The 14,655-nt window shown below is 69.0% G+C and carries 14 protein-coding genes; 9 read left to right on the forward strand and 5 right to left on the reverse strand.

Features of this window, described 5'->3' with window-relative positions; genetic code table 11:
* Nucleotides 1–587: 587 nt before the first annotated feature.
* A complete protein-coding gene (locus ACFYZQ_RS03550) occupies nt 588–1,061 on the reverse strand; it encodes a hypothetical protein (RefSeq protein ID WP_389141145.1) in 474 nt (157 codons plus the stop codon).
* 123 nt (nt 1,062–1,184) lie between these two features.
* A complete protein-coding gene (locus tag ACFYZQ_RS03555; protein WP_389141146.1) occupies nt 1,185–2,204 on the reverse strand; it encodes a LacI family DNA-binding transcriptional regulator in 1,020 nt (339 codons plus the stop codon).
* Between the two features lie 291 nt (nt 2,205–2,495).
* Between ACFYZQ_RS03555 and ACFYZQ_RS03560 the strand changes: the two genes are divergently transcribed.
* The 4 genes from ACFYZQ_RS03560 to ACFYZQ_RS03575 are packed head-to-tail and all read left to right on the forward strand — an operon-like array spanning nt 2,496 to nt 7,361.
* Nucleotides 2,496–3,884: an ABC transporter substrate-binding protein gene (locus ACFYZQ_RS03560; protein ID WP_389141147.1), complete on the forward strand. Its 1,389-nt coding sequence runs from the start codon at nt 2,496–2,498 to the stop codon at nt 3,882–3,884.
* Between the two features lie 5 nt (nt 3,885–3,889).
* Nucleotides 3,890–4,810 carry a carbohydrate ABC transporter permease gene (locus tag ACFYZQ_RS03565; RefSeq protein WP_389141148.1) on the forward strand — a complete coding sequence of 307 codons (921 nt, stop codon included), beginning with the start codon at nt 3,890–3,892 and terminating at the stop codon, nt 4,808–4,810.
* A 2-nt stretch (nt 4,811–4,812) separates the two neighbouring features.
* Nucleotides 4,813–5,655, forward strand: coding sequence for a carbohydrate ABC transporter permease (locus ACFYZQ_RS03570; protein ID WP_389141149.1), 843 nt, complete (start codon nt 4,813–4,815; stop codon nt 5,653–5,655).
* A 44-nt stretch (nt 5,656–5,699) separates the two neighbouring features.
* Nucleotides 5,700–7,361 carry a glycoside hydrolase family 13 protein gene (locus ACFYZQ_RS03575; protein WP_389141151.1) on the forward strand — a complete coding sequence of 554 codons (1,662 nt, stop codon included), beginning with the start codon at nt 5,700–5,702 and terminating at the stop codon, nt 7,359–7,361.
* 417 nt (nt 7,362–7,778) lie between these two features.
* On the opposite strand, the gene ACFYZQ_RS03580 is transcribed toward ACFYZQ_RS03575, so the two are convergent.
* The gene (locus tag ACFYZQ_RS03580; protein ID WP_389141885.1) at nt 7,779–8,681 is read right to left on the reverse strand and encodes a TIGR04222 domain-containing membrane protein; all 903 of its coding nucleotides are present in this window, start codon (nt 8,679–8,681) and stop codon (nt 7,779–7,781) included.
* A gap of 178 nt (nt 8,682–8,859) precedes the next feature.
* A complete protein-coding gene (locus tag ACFYZQ_RS03585; RefSeq protein WP_389141153.1) occupies nt 8,860–9,009 on the reverse strand; it encodes a nuclear transport factor 2 family protein in 150 nt (49 codons plus the stop codon).
* Between the two features lie 74 nt (nt 9,010–9,083).
* On the opposite strand from ACFYZQ_RS03585, the gene ACFYZQ_RS03590 reads away from it, so the two are divergent.
* Both ACFYZQ_RS03590 and ACFYZQ_RS03595 read left to right on the forward strand, forming a co-directional pair.
* Nucleotides 9,084–9,353 (forward strand): type II toxin-antitoxin system Phd/YefM family antitoxin, encoded by a 270-nt coding sequence (locus tag ACFYZQ_RS03590; RefSeq protein ID WP_389141155.1) that lies wholly within the window; start codon nt 9,084–9,086, stop codon nt 9,351–9,353.
* The gene (locus ACFYZQ_RS03595) at nt 9,343–9,816 is read left to right on the forward strand and encodes a type II toxin-antitoxin system VapC family toxin (protein ID WP_389141157.1); all 474 of its coding nucleotides are present in this window, start codon (nt 9,343–9,345) and stop codon (nt 9,814–9,816) included. The genes ACFYZQ_RS03590 and ACFYZQ_RS03595 overlap by 11 nt, the downstream gene beginning before the upstream one ends.
* A gap of 876 nt (nt 9,817–10,692) precedes the next feature.
* Here ACFYZQ_RS03595 and ACFYZQ_RS03600 read toward each other — a convergent pair.
* Complete coding sequence (locus ACFYZQ_RS03600) at nt 10,693–11,271, reverse strand: TetR/AcrR family transcriptional regulator (protein ID WP_389141159.1); 579 nt, start codon at nt 11,269–11,271, stop codon at nt 10,693–10,695.
* Between the two features lie 204 nt (nt 11,272–11,475).
* Between ACFYZQ_RS03600 and ACFYZQ_RS03605 the strand changes: the two genes are divergently transcribed.
* From ACFYZQ_RS03605 to ACFYZQ_RS03615, 3 genes are all read left to right on the forward strand, one after another.
* Nucleotides 11,476–12,294, forward strand: a complete 819-nt coding sequence (locus ACFYZQ_RS03605) for an oxidoreductase (protein ID WP_389141161.1) — start codon at nt 11,476–11,478, stop codon at nt 12,292–12,294.
* 48 nt (nt 12,295–12,342) lie between these two features.
* On the forward strand, nt 12,343–13,194 hold the full coding sequence (locus tag ACFYZQ_RS03610; RefSeq protein ID WP_389141163.1) for an alpha/beta fold hydrolase: 852 nt from the start codon (nt 12,343–12,345) through the stop codon (nt 13,192–13,194).
* 77 nt (nt 13,195–13,271) lie between these two features.
* On the forward strand, nt 13,272–14,438 hold the full coding sequence (locus tag ACFYZQ_RS03615; RefSeq protein ID WP_389141165.1) for a low temperature requirement protein A: 1,167 nt from the start codon (nt 13,272–13,274) through the stop codon (nt 14,436–14,438).
* The last annotated feature ends 217 nt before the right edge of the window (nt 14,439–14,655 follow it).

Here is a 14,655-nt window from a genome sequence, read left to right on the forward strand (position 1 = left end):
TATGGTGGGCGGCCGCCCCGCGGACCATCTGGCAGCTGTGGCCCTCGATGACCGGAGCACTTCCCTGCCACGGCCCAGCCATGCGGAGGGTGCACGGCCGACGCAGGTGAGAACGTTCCTGCGGCGATCCACTTCGGTGGGGCGGGTGGGACTCGAACCCACGGCCGACGGATTATGAGTCCTTCGAGGATCTTGGCGGCCCTTGCGTTTCTACGCCGATTCTTAGCGCTTTTCCAGGTCAGACGGGGTGAGCCGTGTCGGCGACTCTTCGTCTTTGTCGGTCTGTTCCCATCCTTGTGTCCTCAACGCGTCCTCAACTCCGTCGCACAGCAGGAATGGTCCTGGGCCATCCGGCGATCGCGCCAGCTCAGACGGGGCTTCCGAACATGCCGCAGCGGACTCCCTTTCCAACGCGCTCAAGCTCCGCCCGCCCAGGTACTGGGGCAGCGGTGCCTCTGCGAGCAGAGCCGCCCTCCAGGCGTATGCTGCACCGCCTCGCCACCCGTGGACACGTCGGCTGCCGACTCGATGCGCTGAGCCCCAGACTCTGCCCGCCACCAGCGAGGCGACGATCCGGTGGTCGATGGTCACGCGGATGAGCTGGCATCTGGGACGGCCACGGGCCGCCGGCCGGCACTGAATGCCCCGGACACCTCCAAGAAGAGCCACCCGCACTCCGCCAGGCGCCGGGCTTTCGACCGCACCCCCTCGACCTTCGCCGGCGTCGCGTCAAGCCCCAGCTCCACCGCGATCTCCTTGGCTCGAAGAGGCCCGTGCCCCGTGGATCGCCGCTGTTCCAGCACACCCAGAATGCGCTGATAGTCCGGCACCAGAACCGTCACCGGCGCCCCTTCCCGCCAGGGCGGCACCGTCGAGCCCGGCACCGGCGCGAGCGACGGCGCCGCTTGCTCCTGGGCCTCGGTCACGGCGGTGGTCTCGGCAGCCGAGGTTGCCAGGGCCTCGGCCAGCTCTTCCCGCGCGATCAGCCGCCGGTCCAGATCGATCTCGGCGGCCTCCAACACCTCAGCCAACCGGGCGACTTCCTCCCACAGCCCTTCCACCCGCACACGGGCCGCTGTCTTCCGCTCTTCCCAGCACCGACGCCATCGCGCACCCTTCGCTCACGGGGCGGAAACAAGATGCCGGATGCCTCTCTGAGATCGTGCTGGTTGCCACCGTGCCGCTCAGGACCGTGGCGGTGCAGTGCTGCCACGGATGACGAGTTGCGTCGGTACGACCACGTCGTGTTCAGTCTCTTCCCCGCCCAGGATGCTCAGCAGCATCCGCCCAGCCAACTCCCCTTGCTCCCGCACCGGTTGCCGGACCGTCGTCAGGTCGGTCAGCTCGGCCACGGGGTGGTCGTCGATGCCGATGACGGAAAGATCGTCGGGGATGCGCAGGCCCGCCCGGCGCAGCGTGCGCATCGCGCCGAGGGCGACCTCGTCCGAGTGGGCGTAGACGGCGGTCGGTGGCTCCGGCTGGCTGAGGAGTTTGGCCATGGCGTCGGCACCTTGGTCGCCACCCCAGTCGACGGTGACGACGAGGCGTTCGTCGAGGGGGATGCCCGCATCGCGCAGGGCGGCGTAGTAGGCGTTGGAGCGACCCGAGGGCTGCACCTCGTCCGGCTGGTCCGGGTCGACCGCCGCGATCATCGCGATCCGGCGGTGGCCGAGAAAGAGCAGGTGGTCCATGGCCTGGCGACCGGCCGTCTCGTCGTCGATGGAGACGTTCGGATAGGGCGCGTGCTGGCCGCCCGCCGCGATGATCGTGACGCCCATCAGCTCAAGGCGCCGTTGCTCCTCCTCGCCCACCGGGAAGGCCAGGACTACCACCGCGTCGACCTTCCGGCGAGCCGGAAGGCGGTGGAAGAAGTCGTGACGGTCCTCGATGCCGTCCACGTGGTAGAGCAGAACGTCCAGGTCGGCCGCGCGCAGCACCGACTCCAGCCCCTCCAGCAGCGCCGCGAAGAACCAGCGGGAGATGTGCGGCACGACCACCGCGACCCGGCCCGTGTCGCCGCCCGCCAGGCGGGACGCCTCGGGCGAGACGACGTACGAGAGCTCCTCGGCGACCGCGAGGACGCGCCGTCGCGTGGCCTCGGCGACGCCGCTTTCATTGTTGAGCGCGCGTGAGGCGGTGGCCATCGACACGCCGGCCGCACGGGCCACATCCGCCATGTTGATCTTCTGGGAGCTCTGCGCCATGCCGGAAGGCTAACCCACTTTCGGAAACGCTTCCACAATTTTGGAAGGGCTTCCGAGGATACCGGTCGGCGTCGACCGTGAATCCACACGGCCATCTGATCGTTTTTGCATGTCAAATGCGTGTTGCGTTTTCGTTACTTGACAGACGCAGTCGACCCCCTCACTCTTTCGGCAACGGAAACGCTTCCGAAAAGACCTTCACGCTCCCCTGCGGCCCGGTCCGGGAAGCACGCCGACCTCTGACTGCCGACCATGAGTGGAGCGGCAGCCGCATGGATGCGAGGAGGCATTATGCCCAAGCAGCAGCACCCCACCTCCCCCGCCAGAACCGCCGGCCGCAGCCTGCGCGCCCCGCTGGCGGCCGTCGCCGCGGCCTCCGCCCTGGCCACACTCGCCGCGTGCAGCGGCCCCGACTCGGACTCGGGTTCCGGCTCGGCGGCGGATGCGTCGCCGACCGCCGTGAACACCGCCGTCGCCGAAACCCCGGCAACGCTGACCCTGTTCTCCGCGGCCGGCCTGCAGACCTACGAGCAAGGCCTGGCCGACGCCTTCATGGCCAAGTACCCGAAGATCAAGGTCAAGCTGCGGGTCGAGGCGGACAACAACTACAACACCGTGCTGCCGAGGCTGCTCGCCTCCGACTCCGCCCCCGACATCGCCGCGCCCTCCGACCTCCTCGGCGGGGTGAAGGACGGCCTGCTCACCAACCTCGACGCCTACGACAAGGCGTACGACTGGAGCACGAAGGTCCCCGCCTCCGCGCTCGCCCCGGGCCGGGTGTCCAACGGCGTGATCGGCTCCGGCTCGCTGTACCAGGCCGGCGGCTCGGCCGGCCCCCTGGTCGGCGTCTTCTACAACAAGGAGCTGGCCGCCAAGGTCGGCATGGCGAGCGTGCCCTCGTCCGTCTCCGAGCTCGAAGCCGTCATGGCCAAGGCGAAGAAGTCCGGCATCACCCCGATCGTCGCCTCCAACCAGGACGGCCTGATCGGCCATCTCTACAACCTGCTCCTCGGCGACTACATGGGCGCCCAGGCGCTCAGCGACTTCGTCAACCACAAGCCGGGCGCCACCCTGGACACCCCGGCGGCCGTCCAGGCCACCAAGACCCTGCAGAAGTGGATCAAGGCAGGCTACTTCGCCTCCGACGTCAACGCCATCAACCAAGAGGCGTCGTACGGCCGGTTCACCGGCGGCAAGGGCCTGTTCTTCTTCCAGGGCAGCTGGATCACGCAGACCATCGACAAGACATTCAAGGGCAAGTACGGCGTCTTCCCGATGCCGCCGGCCGAGAAGGGCGGCAAGTACGCGGGCATGACCAGCAACACGCTCGCCTACTCGATCGCCGCGCACTCCAAGAACAAGGACGCCGCCGCCCTGTTCCTGAACTTCCTCACCACGCCCGAGGCCGCGAAGGTCGCCGTCGACAACGGCTACGCCGCGGTGACCTCGGACTCCGCCAAGACGCCGTCCCTGTCCGGCACCGCATCCGAGCAGATCCAGACCGGCTACGCCGCCATCGCCGCCGACAACGGCTTCGACAGCTGGATCCAGAACGCCGCCCCGGCCGTCAACACCAAGCTGACCCAGCAGCTCCAGCTCCTGGTCTCCGGCAAGGTCGAGCCCGCCGCGGTGGTCAAGACCCTCCAGAGCGCCTACGCCGACGCACTCAAGAGCAGCTGAGCACCATGTCCTCCACCCCCCGACCGACGAGGAAGGGCGCCGCCGCCCGGGGCCGCCGCAGGCTCCGGGCGAGGCGGTGGGCCGGCTGGCTCTTCGCCCTCCCTGCCCTCGCCTTCTACGGCGTCTTCAACTTCTACCCGGTGCTCCTGTCGATCCAGTACTCCTTCTACGACTGGGACGGCATCGGCGCTTCCACCTGGGTGGGCCTGAAGAACTACACGGCGGTCTTCACCGACTCGGAGCAGTTCTCCTCCCTGCTCCACGCCTTCTACCTGATCCTGTTCTTCACCGTCCTGCCGGTGACGCTGGCCCTGATCACGGCTTCTGTCCTACGGCAGTTGCAGGGCCGCTTCACCGGCGGCCTGGCCCGCACACTTCTCTTCCTGCCGCAGATCATCCCAGGCGCCGCCGCAGGTGTGGCCTGGACGTGGATGTACTCGGACAACGGCGTGGTCAACCAGCTCCTGCGCGCCGTCGGCCTGGGCGGCCTCGCCCGTGCCTGGCTCGCCGACTTCACCTGGGCTCTGACCGCCGTGGGCTTCATCGGAACCTGGCTGTCCACAGGTCTGTGCACGATGCTGCTCCTGGCCGGTATCGGAAAGATCGACAACAGCCTCTACGAGGCAGCCCGCATCGACGGCGCCGGACCGATCCGCCAGTTCCGGGCGGTCACCCTGCCCGGCCTGCGCAACGAGATCGGGGTCTGCGTCACCATCACGGTCATCGCCGCCCTCGCCAGCTTCGACGTCGTCTACCTCGCCACCCAGGGCGGCCCCGGCACCCAGACCATGGTCCCCGGCGTCGCCGTCTACAACCTGGCCTTCAGCGACAGCCGCCTCGGCGCGGCCTCCGCACTCGCCGTCGTCCTCGCCCTGATCGTCATCGCGGTCGTCGCCCCGCTCCAGCGCCTGTTCCGGGAGAAGTGACCATGCCCGAACGCACACAGACGCTGCGGACCCTGCGTCGCCGCGCCCCTGGCTTCACCCTCATCGCGGCCGCCGCGCTTTACTCCGTCGTCCCGCTGCTGAGCATGGTCAGCGCGGCCCTCGCGCCCCAGGGATCCTTCCCCTCCGGCCTGAGCTGGCCGGCCGATCCGCACTGGCACAACTTCGTCGACGCCTGGAACATCGCCAACATCACGACCCTGCTGAAGTCCAGCACGCTCATCGTGCTCGGCGTGGTCCCGGTGGCGGTGCTGATCTCGACGATGGCCGCCTATGCGATCGCCGTACTGGAGATCCCGCTCGGCAAGATCTTCTACACGATCCTCGTCCTCACCCTGACGCTCCCGTACGAGATCGTCATCGTCCCGCTCTACGAACAGACCAAGGCCATGGGCCTGTTGGGCAGCCAGTGGGCGCTGATCCTCCCACTCATCGGGATGAACATGCCCTTCGCGGTGTTCTGGATGCGGGCGCACTTCGCCGGCGTACCCAGGGAACTGAACGAGGCAGCGGGCATGGACGGCGCGGGGCCCTGGCGCGCTCTCTTCCACATCCACCTGCCTCTCGCCCGCCCGGCGATCGCGTCCCTGGCGCTGCTGATGTTCCTGTCCACCTGGAACCAGTTCCTGCTGGCGCTGGTGCTGATCGACGATCCCAACAAGCGGACGATGGCGGGCGCGTTGCAGGCGTTCACCACGAAATACAGCACCGATCAGGTTCTGTTGAACGCCGGCGCCCTGCTCATCATGGCCCCCACGATCCTCGTGTTCCTGGTCCTGCAACGCCACTTCGTCAAGGCGCTGCTCCAGGGCTCGGTCAAGGGCTGACCCCAACCCCCACCTTCTTCTTCACACAGTCAGGACCGAGCACCATGACCAACCCGACCCCCACCGGGCTTCCCGTCGGAACCGATGCCGACTGGTGGCGCAGGGCCGCGATCTACCAGGTTTACATCAGGAGCTTCGCGGACGGTGACGGCGACGGCACCGGTGACATCGCCGGCCTCCGCTCCCGCCTGCAGTACCTGGTCTACCTGGGCATTGACGCGATCTGGATCAACCCCTGGTACCCGTCCCCGCTGGCCGACGGCGGCTACGACGTCTCCGACTACCGCGACATCCACCCCGCCTACGGCACCCTCGACGAGGCCAAGCAGCTGATCACCGAGGCCCACGCCCTTGGCCTGCGCATCATCCTGGACATCGTCCCGAACCACACCTCCGACCAACACGCCTGGTTCCAGCAGGCGCTGGCGGCCGGGCCCGGCTCCGCAGAACGCGACCGCTTCATCTTCCGCGACGGCAAGGGCGACGACGGCTCCCTGCCCCCCAACGACTGGCAGGCAGCCTTCGGCGGCCCCACCTGGACCCGCACCGACGACGGCCAGTGGTACCTCCACCTCTTCGCCCCCGAGCAACCGGATCTCAACTGGGACAACCCGGAGGTGCGGGCAGAGTTCGAGTCGATCCTGCGCTTCTGGTTCGACCTGGGTGTCGACGGCTTCCGCATCGACGTCGCCCACGGCATGGTCAAGGACCCGGCCCTACCTGATCTTGGTCTCACCGAGTTCTCGGTCCTGAGGGGCGACGGCCAGGAGGACCACCCGCACTGGGACCGTGACGGCCTGCACGACATATTCCGCAGCTGGCGGGCGATCGCCGACAGCTACCCGAACCCCCGCGTCTTCGTCGCCGAGGCCCACGTACGCCCCCACCGCCTGCCGGAGTACCTCCGCCCCGACCAGCTCCACACCGCCTTCAACTTCGACTTCCTCAAGTGCCCCCTGGACGCGGGCAGGCTGCGCGAGGTCATCGACCGCAGCATCACCAGCCTCGCCGCAGTCGGCGCGCCCGCCACCTGGGTCCTGTCCAACCACGACGAGACCCGCCACGTCACCCGCTACGGCCGCGCCGACACCGGAGTCCAGGCCCTGTTCCGGGACAAGCCCATCCCCACCGACCTCGCCCTCGGCACCCGTCGCGCCCGCGCTGCGGCCCTGCTGATGCTGTCCCTGCCGGGAGGGGCGTACATCTACCAGGGCGAGGAACTCGGCCTCTACGAGGTCGAGGACATCCCGGAGTCGATGTTGCAGGACCCCATCTGGGAACGCTCCGGCCACACCCTCCGAGGCCGCGACGGCTGCCGCGTCCCCCTCCCCTGGACCGGCGACACCCCGCCCTTCGGCTTCAGCGCCTCCGTACTCGCCACTCCTTGGCTTCCCCAGCCGGCCGACTGGAAGTCCTACACCGCCGAAGCCAACCAGGCAGACCCCGCCTCCATGCTCCAGCTCTACCGCTGCGCCCTCCGCCTGCGCCGCACCCATCCCGGCCTGCGCGGCGAGGAGTTCCACTGGCTGGACAGCCCGGCCAACACGCTCCTCTTCGAGCGGGGCGACGGGCTCCTGTGCGCGGTCAACCTCTCCGACCAGCCCACCCCCCTTCCCGACAGTTGCAGCCCCCTCCTCGCATCCGGACCGCTGAGCAAGTACGGGCTACTTCCGCCGGACACCACAGCCCTGCTGCACCGGGACTGACACAAGTCGCCGCGGTAGCCCCCTCCCCGCCGCTACCGCGGAATGCCGGTTCCGCCCCTGCGAGCGCAAAGGCGGGACCGGCACATCACTCCACCCAACCGGCCTTGGTCAAGGTCCAGCCGCCTTCAGGCATGACCCCCTGTACGCTCCAGGCGCCCTGCTCGTCCATCACCCTGTCGACCGCGCCCGTCACGGTCGGAACTGGGTGGCCAGATGGTCTGCAGAGGGCCGAACCGCCACGGCCGCCGGACACCACGAACAGGCAGCGGGGATGCGGCCGGGACAGCGACGACGTCGACCCCGGAAGCCGGGTCCGGCACCGGTCCGCCGTCGGTCTCTCCGGCTCCCACGCCCGCGACGGACCCCGCGCGAAGCGGCCCAGATCCGCCGCGCAGGCACAGGCGTTGATCCGGAAGGTCAAGCCCGGGCCCGAGTTGTTCGGGGCGGACGTGGTGGACGTTCACCGTCACGGTTCCGGCCCTGGACCATGAACCGGCGCCCCGCCTCGGTCACGCCGGGATCCCACGTCTCGCAGTGCCGCTGGACGAGGAAACCACCGGCCGGCACAGGCACGGCGGCGGCGAGGGCGATCAGGGCCACACGGTCGCCCAAACCGGCGAACACCGCGGCGACCAGGGCGAAGGCCACGGCGCACCACAGCCAGACGCGCAGATTGGTCAAGGCCGCGTCGGCGGCGCGACACCGGGTGGGACTGCCCACCAGCCCCTGCCCGGCCAGACGGTCGCGGACTGCGTCGACGCTCGCGCTCTCGCTGAGCCGGTGCACGCGGTCCCACACGCCCCAGCGTGGTGCCAGGCCGATGACCTTGACATCGACCTCGACCTCGTCACGTGGGGCAGGGTCGGTGACGGTCACCTGCTTGCCGTACACGGTCAACCGCCCGCCGAGCATCATGGCGGACAGGACCGTGAGCACGACGCGCTGGCCCTGTCCGTGGAGGAACGCCACCTTGTACAGGCTCACGCCAGCGCCCGGTCGGGCGCCGCGGCTTCGGGGGGCGAGCCGGTGTCGTGGAGGGCCTGTTCCCGGGCGGAAGGGTGGCTGGTCAGGGCGTTGCGTTGGCTGGGGCGAGAGCCACGTTGCCGCGGACCAACGGCTGACAGTCGCCCATGACCGGCAAGCCGGCCGGGCTCGCCCGCGTACGGCACAGAGCGCGGTCGGGGTCGTGGACGCGGGTGGGGAAGGTACCCGGGTACAGGTGTGGGTCGCGGCGGGCGATGATGCGGCGTCGCCGCAACTCGTCGGTGATGGCCTGACCGTCGAAGAACTCGGCGCGTCACGCTTCGGCCCCGGCGCCAGCCGGCCTGGCCTGCGTCAGCCGGTCGGTGTCTTCATGGCGTCTCCTCACTACGGCCAGTACCTGCGCACAGGGGCCCGGCTCATTCCCTGCGCGGCGGAGAGTCCACCAGGCCCTCCTGCTCAGGTGGTCGGTCGATGAGCGGCTGGAGAAGACCGCAGTCGTCGATGAGCGGCTCGGTCAGGCGCCCTTGTTCAGCCGCAGCACTTCGCCGTCGCGCCCGCCCTCGGTCGCGGTGGCGTAGACGGCACCGGGATGGAAGACCTGGCCGAGCAGGTCCGTGTCCCCGTAGTAGAGGCCGTCGAAGTACTGCCGGAGCACCTTGTCCATCAACACCGTGCCGTACCACATAGGCGTGTGCCACCAAGTAGCACAGGGTGCCACTGCACGTCTATTGTGGATACATGCCTGCCCAACCCGAGATCACCCAGCGCGACCTGCGCACCAAATCCAAAGAGATCATGGACGCGGTCCAGAGCGGCCAGTCCTTCACCGTCACCCGCGACGGCCACCGCATCGGCGAGCTCATCCCCCTGCGCCGCCGACGACGCTTCGTCCCCCGTGGCGAGTTCGCCGCCATGTCCCGCAGCGCCCCCGACATCTCCCTGGACGCCTTCCGCGCCGACCAGGACGCCACCGCCGAGCAGGACATGGACGACCCCTATGCCCGGTGAGCAGCAGCCCGTCGAGCACCAGCAGGGCCTTCTCGACACCAACATCATGATCCTGCGCAAGTGGATCAACCCAGAGGAACTGCCCGCCGAGATGGCCATCACCGCCATCACCCTCGCCGAGCTCTCCGCCGGCCCCCACCAGGTGCGCAGCAACGCCGAACAGGACGACTACGACGAACACGCCGAACGCGCTCGGCGCACCGACATCCTCCAGCGCGCGGAGAACGAGTTCGACCCCATCCCCTTCGACGCCGAAGCCGCCCGCATCTACGGCCGCGTCTGCGCCGCCGTCATCAGCACCGGCCGCCAACCCCGCCGCCGCATCGCCGACCTGATGATCGCCTCAATCGCCATCGCCGAAGATCTCCCCCTGTTCACCACCAACCCTGACGACTTCAAGGGCCTGGACGACCTCCTCACCGTCGTCCCCGTCACCCGACCCAAGGTGCTCCACGACCGGTAGCGGCAGACGGGAACCGTGCCTTCGCCCCGACCACCACGACCAGCGCAACCACCGCTCTCGCAGGTTGAGGTGAGCGCCGCAGGCATGCCCAAGGCCCACCAGAGGACTCCTCGCTCCGGCCGACCACAGCCTGATGGAATCGGCCGAGGCGGCCCCGCAGCCACCCTTCGCGACACCTGCGTCCTCACAGCGTCCTCAACATCGCCCCTGGCCCCTCACTGAGGCCGCTGCTGGGCCTCTTCCGCACCATGCCCCGGCACATTTACGCAGGTCGGCGCAGCACGTACCGCCACCCGCCGACTCGCCGCCGAACTTGCGAGCAGCGGATTCGGTCCGTTCAGCCCAAGTTGACGTTCCAACACCTCAGAAGAGACGTTTCCGCAGGTCACAGCCCTGCACTGGTGGGGCGGGTGGGACTCGAACCCACGGCCGACGGATTATGAGTCCTTTGAGGATCTTGGCGACCCTTGCCGCTCAATTATCATCTGTGACGTTCTTGCAGGTCAGGCAAGGTAAACCTTGATGGCGCCGTCACCTGTTTGTCGGTCTGTTCCTGTGCTTGCGTCCCCACCGCGTCCCCACCTCGCCCTCCCCGGAGCCGGATCGCAGGCAGCGCAGAGGGTCGACCCAGTTCGACAGCGGGTTTTTGAACCCAGGCGCAGCGGATTCCCTTTCCAGCGCACAGTAGCTACGCCGCCCTGTCGCAGCGGTAGGGCTCCATGCGGGGACCAAGCGCGCAGCCGCGGGAAGGGGTGCCGGGGCGCTCTCACGGCGAGTCCGAGTGGCTGCCCAGGCCCCCAGGCATGAGCACCGCCGACGGGCTTCGATGACGCCGGGCCGATCGATGGTTTCCGCGCCCTGTCGAGCCGTTGCGACTCAGGCGCGCGGCCCCGCGCCGTGCAGGAGCGTGTCGATGACGAGCGTTGCCAATGCGTCCGGGTCCTGTGCGGCAGGGTCCTGCTCCGCGCCGGGCCTGTTGATGGCTTCGCCGAGGAGGGCGTAGTACACCTGCCGCGTCCACGCCAGGTCTGCATGCGGGGCGAGGAGCCCCTCGCGCTGCGCCCGGTTCATGAGTTCGACGGTGCGGGTGTCGATCTCGTCCCAGAGGGCGGCTGCGGCAGGGGTATGAGCCGTGGCGTGACTGAGGGTGAACCGCCAGGTGTTCTTGACCCGCAGGACGTTCGCGGTCACTCGGTGCAGCGCCACGAGCGCGGGAGCGGCGTCCGGCCGGGCTTCCTCGATGGCGTCGATGAGCTGCTGCTTCGCGGAGACGGCGAGCGCCTCCAGCAGTGCCTGCCGGTTCGCGAACCGGCGGTGAACGGTGATCCTGGTCAGTCCCGCCGCCTCCGCGACCTGCTCCATCGAGGCGCCGGCGTCCCGGGCGAAGACCTGCTCGGCCGCCTCGAGAATCGCGCGCACACTGCGCTCGGCATCTGCCCGCAGTGCTCGGCCCATGTCTGTCTCCTGTCTGGTTCGCTTCCCGGCCCCTTGTAGAGGATACGTGAATGCTACCGCTACTTGACTAATTGATTCCTCGCTGTTGCTAATAACCTGTGATCTGATACATTGATGAAACCGATTGAGGATCGCTCGCCACCGGCCTCGCGATCCCTCACTCACCGCAAACGACAACACCAACCCCTGCACAAGGAGCCCACAATGGCCACGACACGACCGGTAGCCCTCGTGACGGGCGCGTCCTCCGGCATCGGCAAGGCAGCCGCCCTCGCGCTGGCCGCGGCGGGCCACGAGGTGATCGGCACCAGCCGCAACACGGCGCACGTCACCCCGATCAAGGGCGTGACCTTCCTCGACCTCGACGTGACCAGTGACGAGTCGGTGACCGCTGCGGTCGGCGAGGTGATCGACCGGTTCGGACGCATCGACGTCCTCGTCAACAACGCCGGCATCGGCTCGGCGGGCGCCGCCGAGGAAAGCTCCGCCGCGCAGGCGCAGGGCCTCTTCGACATCAACGTCCTCGGCGTCATCCGCATGACCAACGCCGTCCTGCCCCACATGCGCGCGGCGCGCAGCGGACGCATCATCAACATCTCGTCCATCGTCGGGTTCATGCCGCAGCCCTACATGGCGGTCTACGCCGCCTCCAAGCACGCCGTCGAGGGCTACTCCGAGTCCGTCGACCACGAGGTCCGCGAGCACGGTGTACGGGTCCTGCTCGTCGAACCCGCCTGGACCAGCACCGCGTTCGACGCCGCCAGCGTCCGCCCCGACCAGCCCCTGGACGTCTACGCCCACCAGCGGCACGTCTTCGAGGAGTACATGGCCCAGGCGGTCAGGGACGGCGACGACCCCGCCGTCGTCGCCAAGGAGATCGTCGCGGCGGCGACCGATGCCAAGCCCAAGCTGCGCTACACCGCCGGCGCCATCACCGGCCGCGTCCGCACGATGCGCCGCGTGGTCCCCTCCCGCATGTTCGACCAGCAGCTGCGCAAGCTCAACCGCCTGCCCGCCGCCTGACGTTCAGCCCCGCCTCCAGACAACGACGACAGGAAAGCGAAGCTCGACATGAGCACCTATCTGGCAGATACGGCCGAAGACCTCACCGTCGACGGTCCCTCCGCGACCTTCACCTACCGGCGCCTCGGCCCGACCGGCGGCACCCCGCTGGTCCTGCTGAACCGGGTCCGGGGCACCCTCGACTGGTGGGACCCGGAGTTCCTGGACCATCTGGCCGCCGGGCACGACGTGATCGTGTTCGACAACGTGGGCACCGGCTACACCACCGGCACTCCGCGCGACTCCGTCGAGTCACTCGCCGACGGCACCGTCGAGTTCATCGAGGCCCTCGGCCTCACGCAGGTCGACCTGCTCGGCTGGACGCTGGGCGGCACCGTCGCCCAGCACATCGCCCGCCGACGGCCCGACCTGGTCCGCAGGCTGGTCGTGGCAGCCGCCAGTCCCGGCGGCACGGTGCCCGGCGCACCCGACCCGAATCCGAAGGTGCGGGCCACCATGACCAAACCCGAGGTCACCGGGGACGACCTGGTGTTCCTGTTCTTCCCGGAGACGGACACCGGCCGCGCCGCCGGGCACGCCCACCTCGCCCGGGTGGCCACCCGGCTGGCCACCGGGCTTCCGGAAGTGTCCGAGGCGGCGGCCATGGGCCAGATCACCGCGATCGCGAAGGACGCGGCGATTCCCTTCGATCAGGTGCGAGCGGACCTGGCCGCCATCCGGCAGCCCGTCCTCTACGCCACCGGCATGCAGGACGCGATGATCACCCCCCTGGCCTCCTACACCGCCGTCCAGCACCTGCCCAGCGCCACCCTCATCGCCTACAGCGACGCCGGCCACGCCTTTCTCTTCCAGCACGCGAAGCACTTCGCCGCCCAGGTGACGGCCTTCCTCTCCGACTGAACCGCGGAACGCGGAACTGCTGAACAACGCCCGACAACACGGGAGTCGGAACGCCTCCCCGACCGAGGAGCCCCATCGTGGAGTTGCCCAGCGATCCGGCGCGCCGCGAGGTCACGCCGCTGGAACTGTTCTTCGACCTGGTCTACGTCTTCGCGATCGGCCAGCTGTCGCATCAACTGCTGGCGCACCCGACATGGACCGGCGCCGCCCAGACCCTCGTGCTCTACCTCGCGGTCTACGCGGCCTGGGCGTACACCACCTGGGCGGTCACCCTCGTGCCGGCCGAGGATCCGCGGACCCGGCGGATGCTGCTGGCGGTCATGCTCGTCGGGCTGTTCATGAACGCCGCGATCCCGCGAGCCTTCGACGACGCCGGGTGGGTGTTCGTCGCCACCTTCCTGCTGATCCACATAGGCCGGACGGTATGGCTGCTCACCGTCGGCCTCGATGAGGTCAACCAGGAGCATTTCATCCGCGTTCTGGTCTGGTTCGTCGCGGCCGCACCTCTGTGGCTGATCGGTGCGGCGGCCGACGGCGGCGCGCGGCTGGCGTGGTGGGCCGCGGCGCTGCTGATCGAGTTGGCGGGCACGTGGACGGCGCACCCGCTGCCCGGCCGCAGGCTGGAGTCCAGACAGGTCGGCTTCGCCGGCGGGCACCTGCTGGAACGCGGCCGCCTGTTCGTGATCATCGCGTTGGGTGAGACGGTCATGACCACCGGCACGGCGCTCACCGCGGCCCCGTACGAGCCGATGACCCTGCTCACCGGCGGTGTCGCGCTCAGCGGCACGGTCGCACTGTTCTGGCTGTTCTTCAGCCGCTCCGAGCGCGTCGTGCGCCATTTCCAGCGGACCGAGGACCCCATGCGGGCCGGGCGCAGCGGCGTCATTAGCCTCATGGCCTCCGTCGCCGGGTTGATCGCCGTCGCCGTCGCCGATGAACGTGTCATCGTCCACCCCGTGGAGCACGCCGGCATCACCACGAACCTGCTGCTGTTCGGCGGGCCGGCTCTCTACCTCGTCCCACAGGTGTGGCACGGGGCAACCCTGTTAGACGACCTGCTCTCGTCACGGCTGCTCGCGCTGTTGGCTCTGGCCATCGCAGGCGCGGTCACATTGAGGGCGCCTGCATACCTGGCTGCGGTCGTCGCCGCCGCGATCGTTGTCGCACCGGCCGTGTTCGAAGAACGCCGTCCGACCGGCGATGCGCATCCAAAGCCGAGCCCCTCAGGCCGCCCGCACAACTGACCCGATCGCCTGTCCCCGGCACACGCGGCCCGCATGCCGGTCGGCGCCCCGTCCGGTGAGACCGGTATGCCGTTCCCTTCACCTCATGTGACCAGGAGAATTTCATGAGCTCGCCCACCAGTACCGCTCTTGCCGCCGGAGCCGACCGCGGCCTTGCCCGGACATCTGCTGTCGAGCCGTTCGGCCCCGGCGCCGCCGTCCACGCCGCTGCCGGCGA

The sequence above is a fragment of the Streptomyces sp. NPDC001843 genome, from assembly GCF_042891955.1.
Taxonomy (GTDB): domain Bacteria; phylum Actinomycetota; class Actinomycetes; order Streptomycetales; family Streptomycetaceae; genus Streptomyces.

Excerpts from the sequence above, each read along its gene's own strand:
- ACFYZQ_RS03600 (WP_389141159.1), bottom strand. The coding sequence starts at position 11,271 with ATGGGCCGAGCACTGCGGGCAGATGCCGAGCGCAGTGTGCGCGCGATT.
- ACFYZQ_RS03585 (WP_389141153.1), bottom strand. The coding sequence starts at position 9,009 with ATGGACAAGGTGCTCCGGCAGTACTTCGACGGCCTCTACTACGGGGAC.
- ACFYZQ_RS03595 (WP_389141157.1), top strand. The coding sequence starts at position 9,343 with ATGCCCGGTGAGCAGCAGCCCGTCGAGCACCAGCAGGGCCTTCTCGAC.
- ACFYZQ_RS03610 (WP_389141163.1), top strand. The coding sequence starts at position 12,343 with ATGAGCACCTATCTGGCAGATACGGCCGAAGACCTCACCGTCGACGGT.
- ACFYZQ_RS03570 (WP_389141149.1), top strand. The coding sequence starts at position 4,813 with ATGCCCGAACGCACACAGACGCTGCGGACCCTGCGTCGCCGCGCCCCT.
- ACFYZQ_RS03605 (WP_389141161.1), top strand. The coding sequence starts at position 11,476 with ATGGCCACGACACGACCGGTAGCCCTCGTGACGGGCGCGTCCTCCGGC.
- ACFYZQ_RS03555 (WP_389141146.1), bottom strand. The coding sequence starts at position 2,204 with ATGGCGCAGAGCTCCCAGAAGATCAACATGGCGGATGTGGCCCGTGCG.
- ACFYZQ_RS03560 (WP_389141147.1), top strand. The coding sequence starts at position 2,496 with ATGCCCAAGCAGCAGCACCCCACCTCCCCCGCCAGAACCGCCGGCCGC.
- ACFYZQ_RS03575 (WP_389141151.1), top strand. The coding sequence starts at position 5,700 with ATGACCAACCCGACCCCCACCGGGCTTCCCGTCGGAACCGATGCCGAC.
- ACFYZQ_RS03565 (WP_389141148.1), top strand. The coding sequence starts at position 3,890 with ATGTCCTCCACCCCCCGACCGACGAGGAAGGGCGCCGCCGCCCGGGGC.
- ACFYZQ_RS03590 (WP_389141155.1), top strand. The coding sequence starts at position 9,084 with ATGCCTGCCCAACCCGAGATCACCCAGCGCGACCTGCGCACCAAATCC.